Below are 20,564 nucleotides of genomic sequence, written 5' to 3'. Positions count from 1 at the left end.
CATCATGAAGTGGACTTCAATCCCAAATCTAAAATCTTATATCTGAAATCGATAGATGGCATATTTTTGATTTAAGATTTTTGATTTATGACTAACTACTAAACTATCTACTACCAACTATTCACTATAAACTATAATTCGTTGATTTCCTTCTTAAAAAAGTTTACATAAAAAAAGTCGTCCGGATCCAAACCCTGCTCCAGTATGGCAGCATTGATAAGTCCAATCTTTTCTTCATCGAGCTCTTCCGGATTGGAGAAGTTAAGAAAGGTGACAAACTCATCACTGTTATGGAACTTAAAGCTGAGAGGCGTATTGAGAGAATATTGTGTAATCTTAAAATCGAGTTTGTTTCCCAGTTCCCGTATATGCTGTTCAGATTCTATGAAACCGTTTTTAATCAGTGATTCGATGATGTTCTTGAAATTATCGTTCATGGTGGCTGATTTTATAAAATTGTCTTACTAATATACGATTTAAAAATGAAATGACAGTTATGATAAATCCAACAGTTTTTTTGTTTTTGTTATATTATATTTAGCATAGCTTTTATTTTTTGAATCCAATTTATCGATAGCTTTGGCATAGTTAAATCTCAAAATCAGATGACTTTTATTTTTACTCTGTGTATACTGCTGGCAATTTCTGTCTTTCTTTTTTTTAACCATACCAAATTTGGAAGACGACCGTCAGGCAACCGGATGGAACGTATCAAAAAACTTTCAAATTATGGAAAAGGGCAATTCCAAAATATTTCCAATACGCCAGATCTTACTGATGGGGCGAATCTTTTTACAGTTTTGAAAGACTTTTTCTTCGGGAAAAGCAAGCGAAATATTCCATCAGGTGTTATTCCTTCACAAAAGACCGACCTGAAAAATCTGGATCCGGAAAAAGATGTATTGGTCTGGTTTGGACATTCGTCTTATTTTATGCAGCTAAGCGGCAAGACTTTTTTGGTTGACCCGGTGTTTAGTAACCATGCTTCGCCATTGTCTTTTACTGTAAATGCATTTAAAGGTTCCAATGTGTATAGTGCGGCCGATATGCCAGAGATTGACTTCCTGCTTATATCACATGATCATTGGGACCATCTGGATTATGATACAATGCTCCAATTAAGACCAAAGGTAAAACGGATCATTACAGGATTAGGGACAGGTGAACATTTCGAACGTTGGAATTTTAATATGAAAATGATTGACGAGCTTAATTGGCACGAGTCACTGGATTTGGGCTCAGGTTTTAAGATTCATACGGTTCCGGCACGCCACTTCTCAGGCAGAGGTTTTAAGAGAAATCAGGCAATCTGGCTGGCATTTGTGCTGGATATGCCACAGAAAAGAATATACGTTGGAGGTGATTCCGGCTATGATACTTTTTTCAGACAAACAGGCGATGCATTTGGGCCTTTTGACCTTGCGATATTGGAATGCGGACAATACAACAAGAATTGGAAGTATATTCATATGATGCCGGAACAAACGGTACAGGCCGCATTAGACCTAAATGCTAAGGTATTGTTTCCGGTGCATTGGGCTAAATTCCCGCTTGCGCTTCACGATTGGGACGAACCTATTATAAGGGCAGTAGCTGCTGCTGAAAAGACAGGGCAACCTATTGTGCATCCTATGATTGGGGAAGTATTGGATTTAAATTTGCTGGATAGCAAAAATAAATGGTGGGAAGGAATTGATTAGTGGATAGTTGATAATTGAAAGTGGATAGTTATTAGTCTATTCATCTATTCTCTATCATCTATTATCTAAAACCATACCTATATAAAAATGCAAAAGCCGACCTGGAGCGATCGACTTTAGCGGTGAGAGCGTAACCCTGTTTCCAGGTCTCTCGGTGCAAATGTACTCTTATTTATTAGAAACGCAAGCTTTTTTTAGTTTATAGTTGATAATTGATAGTGGATAGTGGATAGTTGGTAAAGGATAGTCTTTAGTTGATGATGGATAGTTGTTAAGTTATTAGTCTATTCATCTATTCTCTATCATCTATTATCCAAAATCTAAAATCATAAATCCAAAATCATAAATCCTTAAAAAATCTCATTACACGTTTCTTCCTTTTTGTTACAAGATCCGAGGTTTTTGTATTAAAGTTATATTAAATCAACATTCGGATTGCTTATTTTGTCGTATCTTCATGACGAATTAATAATTAATAACCCAAAATAATACGCACTGAAAATGAAAACAAAAAGCCTTTTATTGATCGGAATCGTAGGTCTCTCTTTGGTGACCATTGTCAAAACGGTATGGAACAGGATGGAAATCTTCGACGAAGAGGAGGAAGACCAAGAGTTAGAAGGTCAAGATGAAGAATATGGCTTTCCACTTTTCATCTAGGTAAAAAATATTACCAGTTAGTTTACGAACCAAATTATTATATAAAAACAGCGCTATGACAAACAAGAAACTAATTTTAGGAATTGCGGCGGGAGTCGCAGCCTTAGCAGTAGTAGGAATAATTTGCAACAAAAAAGGATATATTAATTTCGGCTCGATGCTGGATAAGGCAGGCGATATGGCCGGAAAAGTAAAAGATACCTTAGGCAAGATTAAAGATTCGGCAGTAGCCGAAGCTGATTCTGTGATTCAGGAAAGTAAAAATATTGCCGGAAAAGCTATAAATGCTGCTACCGGAGTAAACGACAAAGCTTCAAACGCTGTTAGCTGATTTGATTCATTGTTAGTTTGGAAACGGCTGAATGTTTAACATTCAGCCGTTTTTTTATCTCTAATCATTAGACAAAGCTTCCGAAATCTTTTCTCCCAAAATAATAAACTTGTCTACTGCATTATTGGAATTTAGTTCCTTATTAACTGTACCTTTCAACCTTCCTTCTGACAAAACATAACTATAAGCCGCTTCGCCATCTTCAAGTTTTTTCCATGTATAAGTGTCACCCTTGCTGCTGAAATGGTCTTTTTCAAGATTATCCATCAAAATTTTTCGAATCTTTTCAGTCTTATAGTCATCAAAGCTTGCCCTTATGGAATACGTAAAATCGGAATTATTGACAGAAACAGAAGTAGAGCTGGAACTTGAACTAGAGCTGCTGCTTTTACTTTTTTTACTGCTGCTTTTGGCTTCTGCTTTTACAGGAGTAGATGAACTGCTGGAAACATACGTTTTTCCATTAATTGTTACTACTGAAGTAGTGTTTGCCGAAACCTTAACCGACGTTGCCGGAGTCGGTGGTGTTGGTGGCGTTGGCGGTGTCGGAGGAGTCTTCTGTGCGTTTGCCAAATAGCTACAAGCCATAAATGCGATGGTGATAATTAGTCTCATAATGTTATTCTTTAATGTTAAACTCAAAACCCAAGCCTCTCACGCTTGGAATAGATATGGCAGGATCTTCGCTGAAATACTTGCGTAATCGGCTGATAAAGACATCCATGCTCCTGCCGGAAAAGAAATCGTCGTTGCCCCAGATTTCTTTCAGGATATCTTCTCTTTTTACAAGCTTGTTTTTGCTGGCATATAAAAACTGGATCAGGTGTGCCTCCTTTTCCGTTATTCGGTGTGTAACGTTTTCATGTGTCAATAGATAGTTCTCGTTATCAAAAAGATATTGTCCAATTTTGAATTTTTTATCTGCTGTGTGCTGTGGCGCCGTTTTTTGCACGCGCTTCAATATATTCGTAATTCGCAATATCAATTCTTCTACTTCAAAAGGCTTGACGATATAATCATCGGCTCCAAGCCTTAACCCTTTTATCTTGTCTTCCTTCATGGATTTAGCTGTCAGGAAAATAAAAGGCGTTTCCGGATAGGTGTCGACTACCTTTTCAGCCAGTGTAAAGCCGTCCATTTGCGGCATCATTACATCAAAGACACAAATATCAGGTTGGGTTGCCGGAAACAGTTTTAGTGCCTCTTTGCCGTCTTTGGCCCAGGTGACGTCAAATCCGGAAAATTCCAGATACTGCTTCAAAATGGAAGCATAGTCGAAATCGTCTTCTGCTAATAAGATGTGCTTTTTCATAATGGTAGTGTGATTAAAAATAGGGCTCCTTTGTCTTCTTCGCTTTCTACTTTGATTGTGCCTTTATAGGATTCGATGAGCTGCTTGACATAAAACAGTCCAAGTCCGAGTCCTTTTGTTTCGTGTATGTTTCCTTTTTCAATTCTGTAAAACTTATCAAAAATTGCGAACTGTTCCTTTGTAGCAATACCTTGTCCATTATCCTGAATGCTCATAACAAAGCTGTTTTTTTGAGATTTCATTTCAATGTCAATTTTTGTCGCACCATATTTTACCGCATTTTCCAGCAGGTTTACAATAATAGTGTTCAGATGGAACGGGTCAATCTTAGCGTGAAGGCTTTTCTGTTCCTGATGACAGTTAATAACAGTGTCCGGATGCGAAAGCTTAAAATCATCTATAATATCACGAATTTCACTGCAGCTGATTTCCTTAACGTTTTCTGAGCGTGTTGAAGGCAGCAATGAAGCATCAGTAACCTGACGGAATAGTTTCTGTAGTCTTTCATTCTGTCTTTCAAGTAGTGACAAAGTATGCCTGTAATGCTCTTCAGTCATGTCCTTCTCTTTGCGTTGTAAGGTTTTGATGGCAATATCCATCGTAGCCAGTGGGGTTTGGAATTCGTGGGTAATATTGTTTACAAAATCGGTCTTGATATCTGCAATACGTTTCTGACTAATCAAATTTTTAAGTGATAAATAATAGAGATAAACCACAAATGCCATCAGCAGTACAGAAAAAATCAACAGCCCGGCCATTTGGCTGATTACTGTCATTTGCCAATTGGCGACACTATAATAGGTTTCGCTTTTGATAAGAAATTTAAGATCTTTTTTAATCGGATCCAGGAGGCTGTCTTCAACATTCAATTCCAAATCGCTTTCCCATCGGCCTGTAGAAGCAGATATCTCATCCTTGTTTCGAATACGGTTTCCACTTACAAACAGCTTACCTTTATATAAGTTTTCCATTTTTTTATTTTCAAGAATCGTAGCCGAGTTGATATAAACGGAATAACCTATGTCATAGTCGCCGGGCTTTTTCTTTTTGGCCATATAATCAGACATGAGGCTGCTTAGAGAGTCTGATTTTTTAGTCATAAAAGCGACAAACTCATCTTTTTTTACTCTTTTGTACGCATAATCTTTGATAAACTGGCCTGTAAGCCGCATCCAGGCATTATTAAGGTCATACCATTCGTCAGTATCTTCCATATCCACAAGCTGTTTCTTGATTTTGGCGCTGACTTCCTTTTCGGTCAGTTTATAAGTATTGTATATAAAATAGCCCTGTATCGTTGCCAATGCGGCTACGGTAAAAATACAGGAAGCTATTAATAACATTATTTTTCGTTTCATGACAAATGCTGGTTTGTTGGGACAAAGCTAGGTGTTTCTTGGTTTCGGAGTACTAAAAAACAAACCGTTAACCCTTCTTTAACCAAAACAAACAGGACTTGATGTTAAGTTTGCAGGCTGGTCGTGGGCTACAGAATAGCAAGGGACTCTTTTGTTAAATACAATGCATAGTGCCGTTTTGTGTTTAACCCTTCGTTAACCCTTCGTTAACCCATTTCCAGAAAGCGTTTGCTGAGATTTGCATCATCAATCATCGGGTTTCAATCATCATCAATCAATTAATCATCTGGATCCAATCGATTCAATCATCAATCAAATCATGAAACAGTTAGTTATTTTTTTGCTGCTGCTACCTTTGTGGAGCAGCGCACAGCACAGCCTCTCCGGTTCCGTAACAGAAACCGGAGGCAAGGCTGTGCCTTTCACGGATGTGGCTTTATTAAAAGCACAAGATTCTACCGCTTATAGAAACGTACTTGCCGATGAGGAAGGACGTTTTACAATAGGGTCAGTTGATGACGGACAATATATACTGAAAGCAAGCGCGATTGGAATGTCAAGCGCCTACAGAAATATAAATATAACAGGCGATTTACAGTTGGAGCCTCTTGTATTGTCACAAGCAGCAGAAATGCTAGAAGGTGTTGAAATAGTTTCAAAACGCCCAATTGTAAAAAGACTGGTAGACCGTATGGAATTTAATGTAGAAAACTCTTCCTTATCTTCTAACAATGCATGGGAAATCCTTTCCAAAACACCGGGTGTGACCGCCACCGGGAGTGGCAGCATTTCCGTACGCGGCAGTCAGAGTATTCTGGTAACCATCAACGACAAAAAAATATACATGTCGGGCGATGAACTGAAACAATATCTGGAAAATACCAGCGGAGATGACGTAAAATCGATTGAAGTGATTACTAATCCACCGGCTAAATATGATGCTCAGGGAGCTGCTGTAATCAATATCAAGCTTAAAAAAGTAGTAGCATTAGGCTACAAAGGCTCTGTCAATACGGCCTATGTGCAGTCCATATATCCAAAAGCAGTAACATCGACAGGGCATTTTTATAAAGGCAAAAAGCTTTCTTTAATGGGACGCTATACTTTTGGAATGGGAGAATATGTAAACGAAAGCCGTGACAAAACACGTTATTATGATGAAAATGGAGGAACGGCTTCAGAATGGGATAGTTTTTTGCGTCGCAAGAGCAAATCGTTGGAACAGCATTCTTACCGATTACAGGCAAGCTATGAACTGGATTCACTCAATACGTTTTCAATAGGAACCACAGGTTTTCAGGCTCCGGAGCAGCGAGGCAGGTATAGTGCGCCAACGTCTATTTACGGTAGTGACGGGCTACTCGATTCATTATATGTGACAACAAATAACAGAAAAAACCCGGCTCGTAATGCGGCTTATAATTTTCTATACGAGCGCCTGTTGTCTGACAAGGCCAAACTGGTATTCAATACAGACTTTACAAACTATCTTTCCAAGGACTATCAGGACATTATGACTGCCTTTTCATTGCCGGACGGTACACCTTATCGCGACAATCGTTTTATAAATAACAGCCGACAAGCCATCAAGCTCTTTTCGATGCAGGCCGATTACAGCAATGAAACAAATGGTACGTTTGAAGCCGGATTAAAATACGGGAACGTTTCTGCTGACAGTAATCTCGATTACAGAGACGATGTTGATGGAATATTGGTACCTAATCCCGGGCGCACCAGTAAGTTCCTGTATGACGAATCTATCTTTGCAGGATATATGAGCTATAGTAAGGAATTTGGTAAATGGAATTTAAAGGCTGGATTGCGTGGTGAATATACTTCATTAGAAGGTAATTCGGTTACAACTTCCGAAGTCAACGACCAAAACTATTTCAAACTGTTTCCTACCTTTTATACGATGTACAAGCCCAACGAGAATCATGAAATAGGCTTTTCTTATGGCAAACGTATCAGCAGGCCGCGTTACAGTCAGCTTAATCCGTTTCGAATCTATAACAATAATTATTCTTATGGAATGGGAGACCCGAAGTTATTGCCAACCATTGTGCACAACCTGAATTTCTTATATACGCTAAAAGGAAAATATAATTTTGACCTGTATTACCGATTGGAAAAAGACCCATCGATGGAAATTGTCTACCAGGATTATGAGACAAATACGGTTGTTTACCAATTTACCAACATCGATAAAAATTATGCATTTGGATTGGAATTCAATACCAACCTGACATTTTTTGACTGGTGGGATGCCGGTATACAGGGAGCCCTTAGTTATGTGGAAGACCGTTTTCAGGGAGTAGACGGGAAATTATATAGCAACGGACGACCTACCTATAACTTTAATGTCAACAATCGTTTTGCTTTAAATAAGAAAAAAGATTTTAACGGGGAGATTAATTTCGATTACAACTCCTCTTCGGTGCAGGGTACGTTTGTTTTCACACCTACAAGCAACCTGACTCTGGCATTACGCAAGAAAGTATTGAAAGGAAACGGAGAAGTGTATGGCATTTTTTCCGATGTATATCGGGGCGAGACATTAGGTTTGAGAACTGACTATGGCAACCAGTATAATAAGTCACGCTATTATGCCGATTCACAAAACTTCAGGCTGGGATTCCGATATAATTTTGGAAACCAGAAATTAAAGGAAAAAACAAGAGAGCAGACGGAGGAGCAGAGAAGGATTTAATGAATTAGGAATTACTAATTATAAATTAAGATTTTGGGTGCAATGTGCCTGTGCTTTAGAATCTGTTATAGAAACCTGCTGTATGGCAGGTTTTTTTATTTAAAAAAAGCGATGAATTTTATATGAAATGATAGAAATGTTTCTACTTATATTATTAGCAAAATGGGTTACTTTATCTTTGTAGTATGGTTTTAAAGAAAATAATAATCTGGATTTACGGGAAAATTAAAATATAATACTACTATGAAAGCTGTATTTTTAATGACATTGATAGCGTTAGCTGTTTCTTGTCCTTCTTTAACTCAAAAAACACACGTAATGAATCAGAATATTTTAGAATTAGTACAAAAAAATGATGTACAGGGCATGGCAAAGGCACTTGAAAATGGAGCCAATGTGAATACGGCTGACAACCATAAAAACTCTTTGCTGTTAATAGCTACACGAAACGGACATACCGAAATGGCTAAGCTATTGGTTCAACACGGTGCCGATGTCAATCAGCAGTCTGATAATCTTGACAGTGCTTTTTTATATGCTGGTGCCAGCGGACAGACAGAATTAGTGAAACTCTATTTGGATAATGGTGCCCGTTTTGATGTTTTTAATAGATATAACGGAACCGCACTTATCCCTGCTTGCGAACGGGGTCATGTGGAAACGGTCAGATTATTAGCAAATACTAAAAATTTTCCCATAGACCATGTTAACCGTTTAGGTTGGACGGCTTTGATGGAAGCCATAGTGTTAGGAGACGGGAGTAAAAAATATCAGGAAATTGTTCAGATTTTAAAAGATGCAGGGTCCAGACTGGATATTCCTGATAATGATGGTATAAGTCCTTTACAGCATGCTAAAAAAAGAGGTTTTAAAGAAATTGTGAAAATATTGCAGACCTAAGATGTTTACCTTTTAACAAAGCCTAAAAATGGCAAAAAGCTACGATTACTGATTAAATATTTTTAATTGTTGATTAAAATCCTATACTTTAGAGTAAAAACATTTTGTTATGAAAAAACTATTCTTTTTAATGACTCTTGTCTTCTTAAGTTCTTGTGTGAAAAATGAACGGAAGGAAGATTTTTCTACTATTATAATTAACCTGGGCCATTCACAGTATCCTACACAGATTATCATTGATATCCAAAAAAGTCAGATTGGGTATCAGAATCTGAATGTGGTATTGGCTGCTTCGGCTGATGCTGACAAAACCATACCCCATAATCAAATAGTATCTCTTGATAAAACGTCGCTAAGTAAAATTATGGACCTCTTTTATGCGATAGACAGGACACCGCAGGAACGGAATAAGTCTGCCGAAGGCATGTATTCTTCTATTGAAGCGCATTCAGATAATGGAAAGGTCTTAAATATAGATCAGCTAAATGACAGACATGCGGATGAAATTGCTTTTTTTGAAGCGGTTTTGAAAACCATTGCTAAAAAATCAAAAGATCCTAATGTACAGCGTGAAATGGACGATTTGATTAAAGGATTATAATAGTTTCTGATTTCATTCTTTAGATTTGTAAAACCATTATCCTTCCCATGAAAAAATGTTTTGTTTTATTTATCGTTACAATTTTTACTTGTTGTTCTCCAAAAGGAATTAAAAAGGATATTACAATAATCGAAATGCAGATTTCACCCTCATTTTGGTTTCAGAAAAAAATTGTATTTAATGTAAAAGAAAAATATTTGTTATATAAAAATCTAAGCGCTTTTGTTGATGAAGAAAGATGGGTTTTACGTAATGAAGCAAGTGAAAATACTTTAATTTCTCTAACAGATAGCGAAGTAGACTCGCTTGTAATGCTCTATGATAAAATCATTATTTCTGAGGAAGAAGTATTAACACCTCCGGATGGAGAAACCATCCTTATTCAGGCAATAGAAAATAACAAACTTGTCAGCATTCATAATGGTGAAGGAATTTACGAGCTGCGCAAGGCTTTAATAGGGATTGTAAAAGAAAAATCTAATGATCCAAAGATTAAAAAAGAAATGTTACGATTATGAGTAGTTCTCATTTTTTTAAAGTTATAGTGGTTGTATTATTTGGTTTGTCATTTTCGTCTTGTAAGGAGAAGGCTTCAATTTCATTACTATCAGTAGAGTTTGTGAAAGATGGTTATTTTGATATGGACGTAATTATTAACCTGAAAGAAAGTTATTTGCTGCATAACAGATATTCTGTTGTGCCAGTTGGAAATCACTCCTTATCTCCTGACGTCTTCAAATTGTCAAAAGAAGAGACGGATTCTCTCTCAGTTCTTTATAAAGCAATCAAACTTACGAGAGAAAAACAACAATATATTGATAAAAACATGCTATTAACATATATAGAAGCTGTTGAAGGAAATAAAATTATAGCTCAAAGGAAACAAAATTCAAAGAGGACAGAAGAGGAAAAAATCTTTCTTAAAAAGATTCTTCACCTGATAGCTAAAAAATCAAAAGCCCCAAATGCACAGCATCAAATGGACAAGTTAATTAAAGAATTATAATGAAAAGTCTGCTCCTTAGTGTTAAATATTGCTTTAATACAAAATAAATTTAAGGTTTTCGAAACAAGAAAATATTTTGACAAATACTCGTACCTTAGCAAAAACAATTGGCTATGAAAAACTATATTTTGCTCAGTTTTGTCATTGTGTTCTTTGTCTCATGTAAGACTGGAAAATTGTCTACCCAAGACACGCTATCTCAATCAGAAACTGTCATTATTGGAGAAATCAGAATTATGAATGGGGATAAAGAAGTAACCAAAAATTCCAAAATCTATTTTGACGAAAATACAAAAGGTGTATTGTTTTACAAACTTGCAGCCGACGGACTCGTTATGATGAAGCTTCCTAAAGGAAATCATTTTATCAAATACATATACACACCCTATGGTTCTGTCAATCTGCCAATAGGCTATGCAAATTTTTCGGTACCCGAAACAGGAAAAGTTTATTATATAGGTACAATTGTAATAGATACTGAAAAAAAGCTTCGCAAAAAATCAAGAGGCATCATATATGACACAGACCCGAAAGGATTAAAAGAAGAAAAGGTGCAGATTACAATATCGGATACTCCACAAAAAGTTTCCAAAGCCTACCATGATGCATTCGGAACCGATAAAAAAATAGAAAATGCTCTTCTGACGGTAGCGCCCTAAAACATCGAACAACTTAATTTAAAAATAACAAAAATGGGATTATTTTCGGCATTATTAGGCAACGCAGGTGCGGTAAGCCAGGACGAACTTCAAAAAAAATACGGGCAGCTTCTCACAGAAGGTGAGTCAATAGAATTGGGCTTTAAGCTGCTTCGTGATACATTTATATTTACTAATAAAAGATTAATCCTGATTGACGTGCAGGGACTTACCGGGAGTAAGACCGAATACAAGTCTATTGCCTATAAAGCCATCAGCCGCTTTAGCATAGAAACAGCAGGAACTTTTGAATTGGATGCCGAATTAAAAATATGGGTGTCCAGCGAAGCCAATCCAAGTATTAAAAAACAGTTTAATAAATCGGTTAATGTCTATGAAGTGCAGAAAGTATTGGCACATCATGTGTTAAAATAAGAAAAAAATAATTACTATTTTAATAAAAATTATGACCCGAGGCATTGCTTCGGTTTTTTTTATTTGCTAATTTGTAACAGGAATACAAAAAATAACAAGTTTTACGGGAATCCGTAAGGTGATTGTTTTTTCGGAGCCTATTTTTGGCAATATGTAACAAAAGCGACATAGAGTGAATAAAATGTAAACCATGAAAAAGTATTATTTGAACAGGGGAGACGAAAATCTGGGCCCTTTTAGTCTGGAAGATTTGAGAGAACATAGGATATCCCCTGAAACAATGGTGTGGTTTATAGGGCTTGAAGGCTGGACTCCTGCTAGAAACGTCAGGGAACTGCGTCCTCTGTTTGAAAGTATTCCCGGTCATGAACTCACAAGTAGCCAGGGTGTTGAAAAATATTATATTTCTAAAATGGAAAAAGAATCCTTTTTCCTCAAGCATATCGATAAATTTTTGTTGCTCTTCCTTTTTGCCCTTGCTGTGGGTATCATCATGTTTTTACTGGAATTAAATCTGTAAATGAAAGTTTTTACAAACAATTACGGGTTCTAAATTCTCGTAATGTGAATATTTTTTTAAGAAAAGCATTGTTTTACGGATAGCCGTAAGGAAATAATTCTCAATACATATAAATTTGGAGTTAAGTATATTTTGATTAACAGTTGGGACACGCGGATCTAGCCATAATAGTGATGCAATCCGGACTAAACCGCCTTCGGGCGGTTTTTGTTTTTCTGACATATTTGTTTTTAAGAAGATGGAATTAAAATTTAATATACGTCAAAAACGAAAAAATGATAGTTGATAGAATGATAACCAACACGATTTATGAGTATTACGAGATTTTAATATTATTTTTTCTGAAAAAAGAATGCTTTTACGGAAATCCGTAAGGAAATCGGTTTTTGTAGAATTACATTTGATATTAATTGTTTGTCTCAGGTCTATCTATTTTGAATTCACTGTTTTTATGAAAAAGTATTACATAAATAGTGGGGAACAAAATCTGGGTCCTTTTGATTTGAATGATTTGAAATCAAAAGGAATTGGCAGAGATACGCTGATTTGGTTCTTTGGTATAAGTCGTGGCTCCAGGGTCAGAAACATGTCGGAATTAAAAGAGCTGTTTCGGGCAAACCGGGAGAAAAGGAAAGAAGGGTTCCGCAAATCTATGAATGACGAAACAGCTTCTTTTTTAAAGGACCGACTGCTGCTTTTTGTAGCATTGGGACTGATTCTTGGATTTGGGATCTTGTTTTATAGTTTTTATATTACAAGTAGCATTTCTAAAGACGAACAGCGAAGTTATAATGAATTGCAGTTATCCAGAGAGTTATTCTGGAGAGAGCGTTCAGCCGATAATGATGAGGCAATAGGGATTGCCTTGTCCGGACAGGAAAGTTTATTAACGTCAGATGAAAACGGAGCTGCGGCCAAAAGGATGACGCAAATAGAAATCGAACTGGATATGGCAACACAAAATCTGGAGGCAGCAAAACAAGAGCTTTTAGGAGCCAAATCTTTCCAGTTTTTAAGGATGACAGATGACAGGAAAGAAGAGATTGAAGAAGCAAACAAAAAAATACAGGTCTGGAAGGAAGAAATCCGAACCTTAGAGGTAGAGATGGAGCAATTGCAAAAAGTTCCTCATCTGGCCAGCTTAGCAGAATGAATTTCTAAATTTATCCACTATACACTACAAATTTTTTCCCAACCCTTTAACCGCTCCCCTGCACAGGAGCGGTTTCGCTTTTTGGTGCTGTGCCATTGCAAAAAAGTATCTGTTTCTACTTAAAATAAATGCCTATTCAGAAGCATAATAACTTATAAATAATTATTTTTGCACGCAGGTTAAAAAGATGCAATTCATAAAAGAAAATTAACTATATCATATTATGGTAAAAGATTTATTCGAAAGAATACAGCAAAATAAAGGTCCTCTTGGAAAATGGGCTTCACAGGCAGAAGGATATTATGTATTTCCTAAGTTGGAAGGTGATTTGGGACCGAGAATGAAATTTCATGGGAAGGATATTTTGAACTGGAGTCTTAACGATTATTTAGGGTTGGCAAACCATCCTGAAGTACGCAAGGTAGATACTGAAGCGGCGGCGCAATTTGGAGCAGCCTATCCGATGGGAGCGCGTATGATGAGTGGTCACACCAAATATCACGAGCAGTTAGAAAATGAATTGGCAGCTTTCGTAATGAAAGAAGCCGCATATCTTTTAAATTTTGGCTACCAGGGAATGGTGTCTATTATTGACGCATTGGTAACCAAAAACGATATCATTGTGTATGACGTAGATTCACATGCCTGTATTATTGACGGTGTTCGCCTTCACATGGGTAAGCGTTTTACTTATAAGCACAATGATTTGGAAAGCATGGAGAAAAACCTGCAACGTGCTACAAAAATGGCTATGGAAACAGGAGGAGGCATTCTTTTCATTACGGAAGGTGTTTTTGGAATGAGAGGACAGCAAGGAAAACTGAAAGAAATTGTAGCAATGAAAGAAAAATACAATTTCCGTCTTTTGGTTGATGATGCACATGGTTTTGGTACGCTTGGAAAAACAGGAGCTGGAGCAGGAGAAGAGCAGGGTTGTCAGGACGGAATTGATGTGTATTTCTCTACATTCGCAAAATCAATGGCAAATATTGGGGCATTTGTTGCGGCAGATAAAGATATTATTGACTATTTGAAATATAACCTGCGTTCGCAGATGTTTGCCAAAGCACTGCCAATGATTCAGACTATTGGTTCCTTAAAGCGTTTGGAATTGCTTCGTAATTCATCTGAAATTAAAGACAAGCTTTGGGAAAATGTGAATGCCCTTCAAAACGGCTTGAAAAACAGAGGATTTAATATTGGCGATACCAACACTTGTATCACTCCGGTGTATTTGGAAGGAAGCATTCCGGAAGCAATGGTAATGGTAAACGATTTGAGAGAAAACTATGGTATTTTCTTGTCAATTGTTGTATATCCTGTAATTCCAAAAGGTATCATCCTGTTGAGAATGATTCCTACGGCTTCCCATACTATGGAAGATATAGAGGAAACATTAGCTGCATTTGAAGCCATACGCGAAAAACTGGTTAACGGTACATATAAAGAAATCGCAGCCAGGACTACGGTCGATGTAAGCGACGAAAGATAATTTAAAAAGCCATTCTGAAAAGAATGGCTTTTTTATTGAGATTTCAGATTTTCACATCTTAGCACCTTAGAACCTTAGAAACTTAATTTCCAATTCCCATCTAAAAACTGTATCTTTAATACTACTAATCAAAAAAACAATGCACATGAAAATCAGATTTTTAGTTATGGGGTTGGTCATCAGTCTGACAGCCTGCAATAAGAAAGAAGATACAAAAGTAGTCACGGAACCGGAAATGGAGCAGCCTGAAATGACAGCGCCAGCTAAAGAATGTTACGAATATACGAACGGAAAAGACACCATACATTTGTCAATGGCAACAACTAATGGCAATAATGTAGCAGGTGATTTGAAATATGCCTGGTTTGAAAAAGACAGTAATACCGGTATGTTTTCAGGAATGTTTAAAGGTGATACCTTATATGCTGACTATACATTCCAATCTGAAGGCATGACTTCAATCCGGGAAATTGTTTTGATACGCAAAGGTGACAACCTGCTGCAAGGATATGGTGATATAACCGAAAAAGGAAACAAACAACTTTTCAAAGACAGAAAATCGATAAAGTTTGATGAAAAAATGGTGTTGAAAAAAGTAGCATGTAAGTAGTAAATCCACAGAAAATAAAAAAGTTCCGATTGATTTCGGAACTTTTTTATTTGTAATTATTTTACGCTATAGGTTTTGTACATAAGTACATCTTCTTTTGTGAATAATCGGATCAAAATGTTTCCAGATATTATGAATGGCAACATTGTCAACTAATTCAGGAGTTCTGTAACACGTCTGTACATTCTTTTCTTTAAAGGTTTTGTAATATTCGTTAAAAACAATAGCCGTTACACCTTTGTTCTGGTATTCCGGATCAATCCCTATCAGGTAAAAAATCATGTCTTTGCTGTGCTTCCGGGCTTTAAGCAGATGAAAAATACCAAAAGGGAAAATCTTTCCTTTGGCTTTTTGTAGTGCTTCAGAAAAAGAAGGCATTACAATGCTAAAGGCAATTATATTATCGTCTTTGTCAACAATAAATTTAATCAGTTCAGGATTGATAAAACTGATGTATTTTTTTTTGAAATATTCTTTCTGAATATCGGTTATTGCCACAAATGAAGACAGGTTTGCATAAGACTTGTTAAACAGGTCAAACATCTTGTCAACATAGGGCATGATGTCTTTGGTTTTGGTAAAGTTTAACGGTTTAAGCTGGTATCGCTGCTTGATTAGTTCGTTTGCTTTTATAAAAGTTTCAGGGTTGATGTTAGTGAAAGAGAATTTGCTCTCAACATATTCTTTTTCAACTTTCATTCCTAACTTTTCAAAATGTTCTTTATAATAAGGCAGGTTATACCAGGTAATCATTGTGCTGATTTGGTCAAAACCTTCGGTCAGTACGCCTACCTTATCCAGATTGGAAAAACCTACAGGGCCTTCAACATATTCGAGTTGGTGTTCGCGTCCAAATTCATAAACTTTTTCCATTAATGCTTTGGTCACTTCGATATCGTCAACTACGTCAAACCAGCCGAAACGCACTTTTTTCTTATCCTGGTCGTTTACTTCATTCCAGTTGATAATGGCTGCAATTCTGCCAACGATTGTATTGTTTCTATAAGCAAGATAAAACTTGGCCTCGGCACTTGCAAAAGCCGGGTTTTTATCTTTGTCAAAAGTTTCGAGCTCATCGTTTATGATAGGCGGAACCCAGTATTTGTTGCCTTTGTATAGGGAAAATGGAAATTTTACATAGTCCAAAAGCAGGGCTTTGGTATTAGCTTCTTTAATTGTTATCATTACAGGCTATTCTTTTTCTCCACCGACTTCGTCGATTCGTTTTTTCTCGTCTTCTTTTTTCTTGTCTTTCTTTTTGTCTTTTTTGTCACTCTTGTCCGGTCCCTGAATCATAATGTCCTTGTAAAAACCGTCAAATCTCCAGGAAACACCAACACCTCCATAAAAAATAGAAGGAGTGTCTTTTATATTTTTGCTGATGGAGGCATCAACCTGAAGGTTGGGTTGAAGAAGGTAAGCGGCACCTATACGACCAATAGCGTCAGAATAAAAATCACTCTGATAGCCTTGCAATTCGATAAACCCGGACCATTTTTCATTAAAGCCTCTGGTTAGTGTTGCAATAATGCCATAGCTAGGATAGTCGGTCGTGATTCTGTCAGCAATAATGTTCATCACATATACATAGCGGCTTCCAAAGTGGTTTTGTGTAATAACCATCAGCTTTGGGCTGATTTTTGGGTCGGTTGGAAAAGTATATGGATTATTCGAGAAATTGATATTGGCTCCGGCATAAACACCCACGGCAGGAATAAATTGTCTCCATTTGAATCGGTGGTTGGCTTTCCAGCTGTAAATGTTTACTTTCTCTTCATAATTTTTGAATGGGTCATAAATCAGGTATTTGGCTCCAAGTGTCAGTTTTTTGATAGCATTTCTGTTTTCAGAACCCAATGCCGTTTCGTATTGGTCAGTCTGATATTGCAGGTTCATAATGAATTCCAACTGTTCTAAAAAAGCTCCGTAGCGCAATGCCAAATCCAGTCCAAATCCTTTGGCTTTAGTATTCAGAATATCATGGTCTTCGGCTAAGGCATAAATTCCGGCTTCAGTTTGAAAGACGGTCTTACCAACAGAAAATCCCGACATGGATTCGCCTGGACGGTTGGAATTGATAACGTCTGTAAATTGTGCGTAGCTGGCTGAAGAACAGAAGGCGAACAACAGTAATGAAGCAAATCTTGATTTTGACATAGTCTCTGAGTTTTCATTAGCAATGGTTAGTATAACCCAAAAGTAGTATAATTTATTATTTATTTAAGAAGGATATTTTAAATTTAAGCGTTCTATTTGCTAATTTTACGCTTTAAAAAATTTAGATTATGCAATTTGCTTCATTTAACGGAGTCTTGAGAACGTTGTTTATCCTGGTCTGCATTTATTATGCTGTCAGACTGCTTGCAAGGATATTTTTCCCGATCATGGTGAGAACCGTAGTGCAAAAAGCGGAACAGAGTTTTCAGCAGCAACAGCAAAACTATCAGAGACAAAATAGCCAGGATGATTTTGTCAATATCAATACAAATGCCAACAGAAGATCTGACCGACCTCGTGAGACTAAAAAAGTAGGCGAATACATCGATTACGAAGAAATAGACTAACTTTCTTTGAATATATTTGCGGTAAAGCGTATCTTCACGCCTTTATTTATTTTGTTTTCAATTAACACCTTATGAAAATAATCAGCAAGTATTATCCTCACTTACTGGCCATTTTAGGCTTTGTTTTGGTTTCCCTAATTTATTTTTATCCTGTTATGCAGGGCAAGCAGATTTATCAGTCTGATATTGCGCAATATACAGGTATGGCAAAAGAGCAGAACGATTTCCGTGCAAAGGAAAAAGAAGAGCCATTCTGGACAAATTCTGCCTTTGGAGGAATGCCAACCTATCAGTTGGGGGCCAAATATCCTAATGATTTTGTAGGTGATTTAGATGATGTATTGCGTTTTCTGCCTCGACCGGCTGACTACCTTTTCTTGTATTTTCTCGGATTTTACGGATTATTGCTCGCCTTGAGGATTGACCCGCTGAAAGCCTTCTTCGGAGCTTTGGCTTTCGGTTTTTCAACTTATCTGATTATTATTCTGGGTGTTGGGCATAATGCCAAAGCCCATGCTATAGCCTATATGCCATCGGTGGTTGCCGGTGTGATTCTCGTATTCAGACGGAAATATGTCCTGGGAGGCTTGCTGACTATGATTGCCGGGGCATTAGAAATTAATGCCAATCACTTTCAGATGACTTACTATCTGTTGTTTTTACTGCTGATTATTGGCATCTATTTTCTTTATAAATACATCAAACAGAAAGATTATAAAGGCATTTTGTATGCAGTTGGAGTATTTGCTGTAGCCGGAATTTTGGCTGTTGGAGCCAATGCAACCAGCCTGATGGCTACTTCTGAATATACTGATTTTAGTATGCGTGGAAAAAGTGAACTGACCTATAATCCGGATGGTTCTAAAAATACGACTACCTCTTCAATGTCATATGACTATATCACAGAATACAGCTACGGAATTGCGGAAAGTCTGAACCTGTTTGCTCCAAGATTGTTTGGAGGTTCCAACTCAGAACATTTGGGAAACAAATCTAAAGTATATGAATTTATTTCCGCTCAGGGTGCAAATCCAGAAGAGGCACAAGGTTTTACTGAAGCCTATGCTAAAACATACTGGGGCGACCAGCCAATCGTAGCCGCTCCGGCCTATATTGGAGCTGTTGTTTTCTTTTTATGCATATTGGCCTTATTCAATGACAAGCGAAAAATCAAATATGCATTTTTAGGAGGAGCCATCTTTTCATTATTGCTTTCATGGGGTAAGAACTTCCCGTTAATGACTGACTTTTTCATTAACTATGTGCCAATGTATGACAAATTCAGGGCGGTGTCTTCTATTCAGGTTGTTCTTGAGTTATGCATTCCGGTACTGGCAATAATGGGACTTCAAAGTTTTTTCAAATCAGACAAAGAAGAACAATGGAAATCATTAAAACTGGCAGGAGGCGTAAGTTTGGGAATAATTGTACTGCTTTTCTTTGCCAAAGGAATGTTTGATTTTACAGGACCTTATGATGCCCAAATGCAGCAGATGTTTAGCCAGGCACAAGGAAGCCACTCTTTTGGTCTAGAATTTATCGAAGCGTTACGTGAGGATAGAAAAAACATGTATAATGCAGACCTGTTGCGTTCCGGATTCCTTATTTTAGTGACAGCAGGACTTTTATGGCTGCATATCAAAAATAAGCTTTCACATACTTTTGCTGTTGTATTGGTAGGACTGTTCATGATTGGAGATTTGTTCTTCATCGACAAGAATTATGTTGACAGTACAGGCTTTGTAAGTGCAAGAGAAGTAAACGAACCTTTCCAGCCAACGGTTTCAGACCAGCAGATTTTAAGAGACACGACGCAATACCGTGTTTATGAAATCGAAGGAAGATTACAGGCAAGAACTTCCTACTTCCACAAATCGCTGTCAGGTTACAGCGCTGTACGTCCAAGAAGGATTGAGCAGTTATTTGATTACCAGATTGCGAAAAACAATCTGAACGTACTCAATATGCTGAACACCAAATACGTCATCCAGGTAGATGAAAAAGGGCAGGAGTACCCAATCATAAACCCCGATGCCAACGGAAATGCATGGTTTGTAAGTGAAGTCAAATTTGTCAATACGCCAGATGAAGAAATGAAGGCATTGGACAAATTAGACACAAAGAATCAGGCCGTCTTTAACCAGAAAGAATTTAAAAATGCTATTTCAAAAACCTACCAGAAAGACAGTACAGCAACTATTGTTTTAAATAGCTATAAGCCAAACCATCTGAAATATACTTCCAATAATTCGCAAAAAGGATTGGCAGTCTTTTCAGAAATCTATTATCCAAAAGGATGGAAGGCAACTATTGACGGAAAACCAGCCGACCATTTCAGGGTAGATTACACATTAAGAGCAATGGAAATCCCGGCAGGAAAACATACAATTGAATTTAAATTTGAACCGCAGGTTGTCAAGACAGGTAGCACGATTGCTTTAATCAGCTCAATTGTAATGATATTGTTATTAATAGGCGGGATTTATTGGGAAAATAGAAGAAACAAAAAAGAAAACTCATTAGAGAAATAAGACTTCAGATAGCAGGTAGCAGTTTTCTGGCGGCAGGTAACAG

General features: G+C 37.1%; 22 protein-coding genes. 16 read left to right on the top strand and 6 right to left on the bottom strand.

Annotation, left to right across the window (positions count from 1 at the left end; genetic code table 11):
- Positions 1-131 precede the first annotated feature (131 nt).
- On the bottom strand, positions 132-437 hold the full coding sequence (locus tag BGO88_RS04335; RefSeq protein ID WP_056070563.1) for a hypothetical protein: 306 nt from the start codon (positions 435-437) through the stop codon (positions 132-134).
- Positions 438-605: 168 nt separating this feature from the next.
- Between BGO88_RS04335 and BGO88_RS04330 the strand changes: the two genes are divergently transcribed.
- The 3 genes from BGO88_RS04330 (at position 606) to BGO88_RS04320 (ending at position 2,691) form a co-directional block, all read left to right on the top strand.
- Positions 606-1,700: an MBL fold metallo-hydrolase gene (locus BGO88_RS04330; protein ID WP_286706068.1), complete on the top strand. Its 1,095-nt coding sequence runs from the start codon at positions 606-608 to the stop codon at positions 1,698-1,700.
- A 501-nt stretch (positions 1,701-2,201) separates the two neighbouring features.
- Entirely contained in the window at positions 2,202-2,360 is a 159-nt protein-coding gene (locus BGO88_RS04325; protein WP_273238634.1) for a hypothetical protein, read from the top strand.
- Between the two features lie 55 nt (positions 2,361-2,415).
- On the top strand, positions 2,416-2,691 hold the full coding sequence (locus tag BGO88_RS04320) for a hypothetical protein (RefSeq protein WP_101471763.1): 276 nt from the start codon (positions 2,416-2,418) through the stop codon (positions 2,689-2,691).
- A gap of 60 nt (positions 2,692-2,751) precedes the next feature.
- On the opposite strand, the gene BGO88_RS04315 is transcribed toward BGO88_RS04320, so the two are convergent.
- The 3 genes from BGO88_RS04315 to BGO88_RS04305 are packed head-to-tail and all read right to left on the bottom strand — an operon-like array spanning position 2,752 to position 5,361.
- Positions 2,752-3,306 carry a hypothetical protein gene (locus tag BGO88_RS04315; protein WP_286706067.1) on the bottom strand — a complete coding sequence of 185 codons (555 nt, stop codon included), beginning with the start codon at positions 3,304-3,306 and terminating at the stop codon, positions 2,752-2,754.
- A 4-nt stretch (positions 3,307-3,310) separates the two neighbouring features.
- A complete protein-coding gene (locus BGO88_RS04310; protein WP_056070579.1) occupies positions 3,311-4,003 on the bottom strand; it encodes a response regulator transcription factor in 693 nt (230 codons plus the stop codon).
- Positions 4,000-5,361, bottom strand: coding sequence for a sensor histidine kinase (locus BGO88_RS04305; RefSeq protein WP_101471767.1), 1,362 nt, complete (start codon positions 5,359-5,361; stop codon positions 4,000-4,002). The genes BGO88_RS04310 and BGO88_RS04305 overlap by 4 nt, the downstream gene beginning before the upstream one ends.
- A 319-nt stretch (positions 5,362-5,680) precedes the next feature.
- On the opposite strand from BGO88_RS04305, the gene BGO88_RS04300 reads away from it, so the two are divergent.
- From BGO88_RS04300 to BGO88_RS04250, 11 genes are all read left to right on the top strand, one after another.
- On the top strand, positions 5,681-8,071 hold the full coding sequence (locus BGO88_RS04300; RefSeq protein ID WP_286706066.1) for a TonB-dependent receptor: 2,391 nt from the start codon (positions 5,681-5,683) through the stop codon (positions 8,069-8,071).
- 318 nt (positions 8,072-8,389) lie between these two features.
- On the top strand, positions 8,390-8,971 hold the full coding sequence (locus BGO88_RS04295; protein WP_286706065.1) for an ankyrin repeat domain-containing protein: 582 nt from the start codon (positions 8,390-8,392) through the stop codon (positions 8,969-8,971).
- A gap of 109 nt (positions 8,972-9,080) precedes the next feature.
- The gene (locus tag BGO88_RS04290; protein ID WP_286706064.1) at positions 9,081-9,572 is read left to right on the top strand and encodes a hypothetical protein; all 492 of its coding nucleotides are present in this window, start codon (positions 9,081-9,083) and stop codon (positions 9,570-9,572) included.
- 47 nt (positions 9,573-9,619) lie between these two features.
- Entirely contained in the window at positions 9,620-10,090 is a 471-nt protein-coding gene (locus BGO88_RS04285; protein ID WP_056070595.1) for a hypothetical protein, read from the top strand.
- Positions 10,087-10,578 (top strand): hypothetical protein, encoded by a 492-nt coding sequence (locus BGO88_RS04280; protein ID WP_286706063.1) that lies wholly within the window; start codon positions 10,087-10,089, stop codon positions 10,576-10,578. The genes BGO88_RS04285 and BGO88_RS04280 overlap by 4 nt, the downstream gene beginning before the upstream one ends.
- Before the next feature lie 113 nt (positions 10,579-10,691).
- Positions 10,692-11,237 carry a hypothetical protein gene (locus BGO88_RS04275; protein ID WP_101471776.1) on the top strand — a complete coding sequence of 182 codons (546 nt, stop codon included), beginning with the start codon at positions 10,692-10,694 and terminating at the stop codon, positions 11,235-11,237.
- 33 nt (positions 11,238-11,270) lie between these two features.
- Complete coding sequence (locus BGO88_RS04270; protein ID WP_056070604.1) at positions 11,271-11,651, top strand: PH domain-containing protein; 381 nt, start codon at positions 11,271-11,273, stop codon at positions 11,649-11,651.
- A 190-nt stretch (positions 11,652-11,841) separates the two neighbouring features.
- The gene (locus tag BGO88_RS04265; protein WP_056070608.1) at positions 11,842-12,171 is read left to right on the top strand and encodes a DUF4339 domain-containing protein; all 330 of its coding nucleotides are present in this window, start codon (positions 11,842-11,844) and stop codon (positions 12,169-12,171) included.
- Positions 12,172-12,622: 451 nt separating this feature from the next.
- On the top strand, positions 12,623-13,324 hold the full coding sequence (locus BGO88_RS04260) for a GYF domain-containing protein (protein WP_273238643.1): 702 nt from the start codon (positions 12,623-12,625) through the stop codon (positions 13,322-13,324).
- Positions 13,325-13,547: 223 nt separating this feature from the next.
- Positions 13,548-14,816, top strand: coding sequence for a cysteate-C-fatty acyltransferase (gene capB / locus BGO88_RS04255; protein WP_056070614.1), 1,269 nt, complete (start codon positions 13,548-13,550; stop codon positions 14,814-14,816).
- A 145-nt stretch (positions 14,817-14,961) separates the two neighbouring features.
- On the top strand, positions 14,962-15,426 hold the full coding sequence (locus BGO88_RS04250; RefSeq protein ID WP_157486152.1) for a hypothetical protein: 465 nt from the start codon (positions 14,962-14,964) through the stop codon (positions 15,424-15,426).
- Between the two features lie 66 nt (positions 15,427-15,492).
- On the opposite strand, the gene BGO88_RS04245 is transcribed toward BGO88_RS04250, so the two are convergent.
- Together BGO88_RS04245 and BGO88_RS04240 are read right to left on the bottom strand one after the other, a co-directional pair.
- Positions 15,493-16,611: a GTP cyclohydrolase gene (locus BGO88_RS04245; protein WP_286706062.1), complete on the bottom strand. Its 1,119-nt coding sequence runs from the start codon at positions 16,609-16,611 to the stop codon at positions 15,493-15,495.
- 6 nt (positions 16,612-16,617) lie between these two features.
- Positions 16,618-17,583, bottom strand: a complete 966-nt coding sequence (locus tag BGO88_RS04240) for a transporter (RefSeq protein WP_101471780.1) — start codon at positions 17,581-17,583, stop codon at positions 16,618-16,620.
- Between the two features lie 128 nt (positions 17,584-17,711).
- Here BGO88_RS04240 and BGO88_RS04235 point away from each other — a divergent pair, with 128 nt between their 5' ends.
- Entirely contained in the window at positions 17,712-17,990 is a 279-nt protein-coding gene (locus BGO88_RS04235; RefSeq protein ID WP_056070626.1) for a DUF4834 family protein, read from the top strand.
- 71 nt (positions 17,991-18,061) lie between these two features.
- Positions 18,062-20,521, top strand: coding sequence for a YfhO family protein (locus tag BGO88_RS04230; RefSeq protein ID WP_286706061.1), 2,460 nt, complete (start codon positions 18,062-18,064; stop codon positions 20,519-20,521).
- Positions 20,522-20,564 lie beyond the last annotated feature (43 nt).

It is taken from the genome of Flavobacterium sp. 38-13, assembly GCF_001899155.1.
In the GTDB taxonomy this organism is placed as follows: Bacteria; Bacteroidota; Bacteroidia; order Flavobacteriales; family Flavobacteriaceae; genus Flavobacterium; species Flavobacterium lindanitolerans.
This window is presented reverse-complemented; position numbering and strand designations above follow the sequence as displayed.

Coding starts and splice junctions, on each gene's coding strand:
- BGO88_RS04335 (WP_056070563.1), bottom strand. CDS start 437: ATGAACGATAATTTCAAGAACATCATCGAATCACTGATTAAAAACGGT.
- BGO88_RS04330 (WP_286706068.1), top strand. CDS start 606: ATGACTTTTATTTTTACTCTGTGTATACTGCTGGCAATTTCTGTCTTT.
- BGO88_RS04325 (WP_273238634.1), top strand. CDS start 2,202: ATGAAAACAAAAAGCCTTTTATTGATCGGAATCGTAGGTCTCTCTTTG.
- BGO88_RS04320 (WP_101471763.1), top strand. CDS start 2,416: ATGACAAACAAGAAACTAATTTTAGGAATTGCGGCGGGAGTCGCAGCC.
- BGO88_RS04315 (WP_286706067.1), bottom strand. CDS start 3,306: ATGAGACTAATTATCACCATCGCATTTATGGCTTGTAGCTATTTGGCA.
- BGO88_RS04310 (WP_056070579.1), bottom strand. CDS start 4,003: ATGAAAAAGCACATCTTATTAGCAGAAGACGATTTCGACTATGCTTCC.
- BGO88_RS04305 (WP_101471767.1), bottom strand. CDS start 5,361: ATGAAACGAAAAATAATGTTATTAATAGCTTCCTGTATTTTTACCGTA.
- BGO88_RS04300 (WP_286706066.1), top strand. CDS start 5,681: ATGAAACAGTTAGTTATTTTTTTGCTGCTGCTACCTTTGTGGAGCAGC.
- BGO88_RS04295 (WP_286706065.1), top strand. CDS start 8,390: ATGAATCAGAATATTTTAGAATTAGTACAAAAAAATGATGTACAGGGC.
- BGO88_RS04290 (WP_286706064.1), top strand. CDS start 9,081: ATGAAAAAACTATTCTTTTTAATGACTCTTGTCTTCTTAAGTTCTTGT.
- BGO88_RS04285 (WP_056070595.1), top strand. CDS start 9,620: ATGAAAAAATGTTTTGTTTTATTTATCGTTACAATTTTTACTTGTTGT.
- BGO88_RS04280 (WP_286706063.1), top strand. CDS start 10,087: ATGAGTAGTTCTCATTTTTTTAAAGTTATAGTGGTTGTATTATTTGGT.
- BGO88_RS04275 (WP_101471776.1), top strand. CDS start 10,692: ATGAAAAACTATATTTTGCTCAGTTTTGTCATTGTGTTCTTTGTCTCA.
- BGO88_RS04270 (WP_056070604.1), top strand. CDS start 11,271: ATGGGATTATTTTCGGCATTATTAGGCAACGCAGGTGCGGTAAGCCAG.
- BGO88_RS04265 (WP_056070608.1), top strand. CDS start 11,842: ATGAAAAAGTATTATTTGAACAGGGGAGACGAAAATCTGGGCCCTTTT.
- BGO88_RS04260 (WP_273238643.1), top strand. CDS start 12,623: ATGAAAAAGTATTACATAAATAGTGGGGAACAAAATCTGGGTCCTTTT.
- capB (WP_056070614.1), top strand. CDS start 13,548: ATGGTAAAAGATTTATTCGAAAGAATACAGCAAAATAAAGGTCCTCTT.
- BGO88_RS04250 (WP_157486152.1), top strand. CDS start 14,962: ATGAAAATCAGATTTTTAGTTATGGGGTTGGTCATCAGTCTGACAGCC.
- BGO88_RS04245 (WP_286706062.1), bottom strand. CDS start 16,611: ATGATAACAATTAAAGAAGCTAATACCAAAGCCCTGCTTTTGGACTAT.
- BGO88_RS04240 (WP_101471780.1), bottom strand. CDS start 17,583: ATGTCAAAATCAAGATTTGCTTCATTACTGTTGTTCGCCTTCTGTTCT.
- BGO88_RS04235 (WP_056070626.1), top strand. CDS start 17,712: ATGCAATTTGCTTCATTTAACGGAGTCTTGAGAACGTTGTTTATCCTG.
- BGO88_RS04230 (WP_286706061.1), top strand. CDS start 18,062: ATGAAAATAATCAGCAAGTATTATCCTCACTTACTGGCCATTTTAGGC.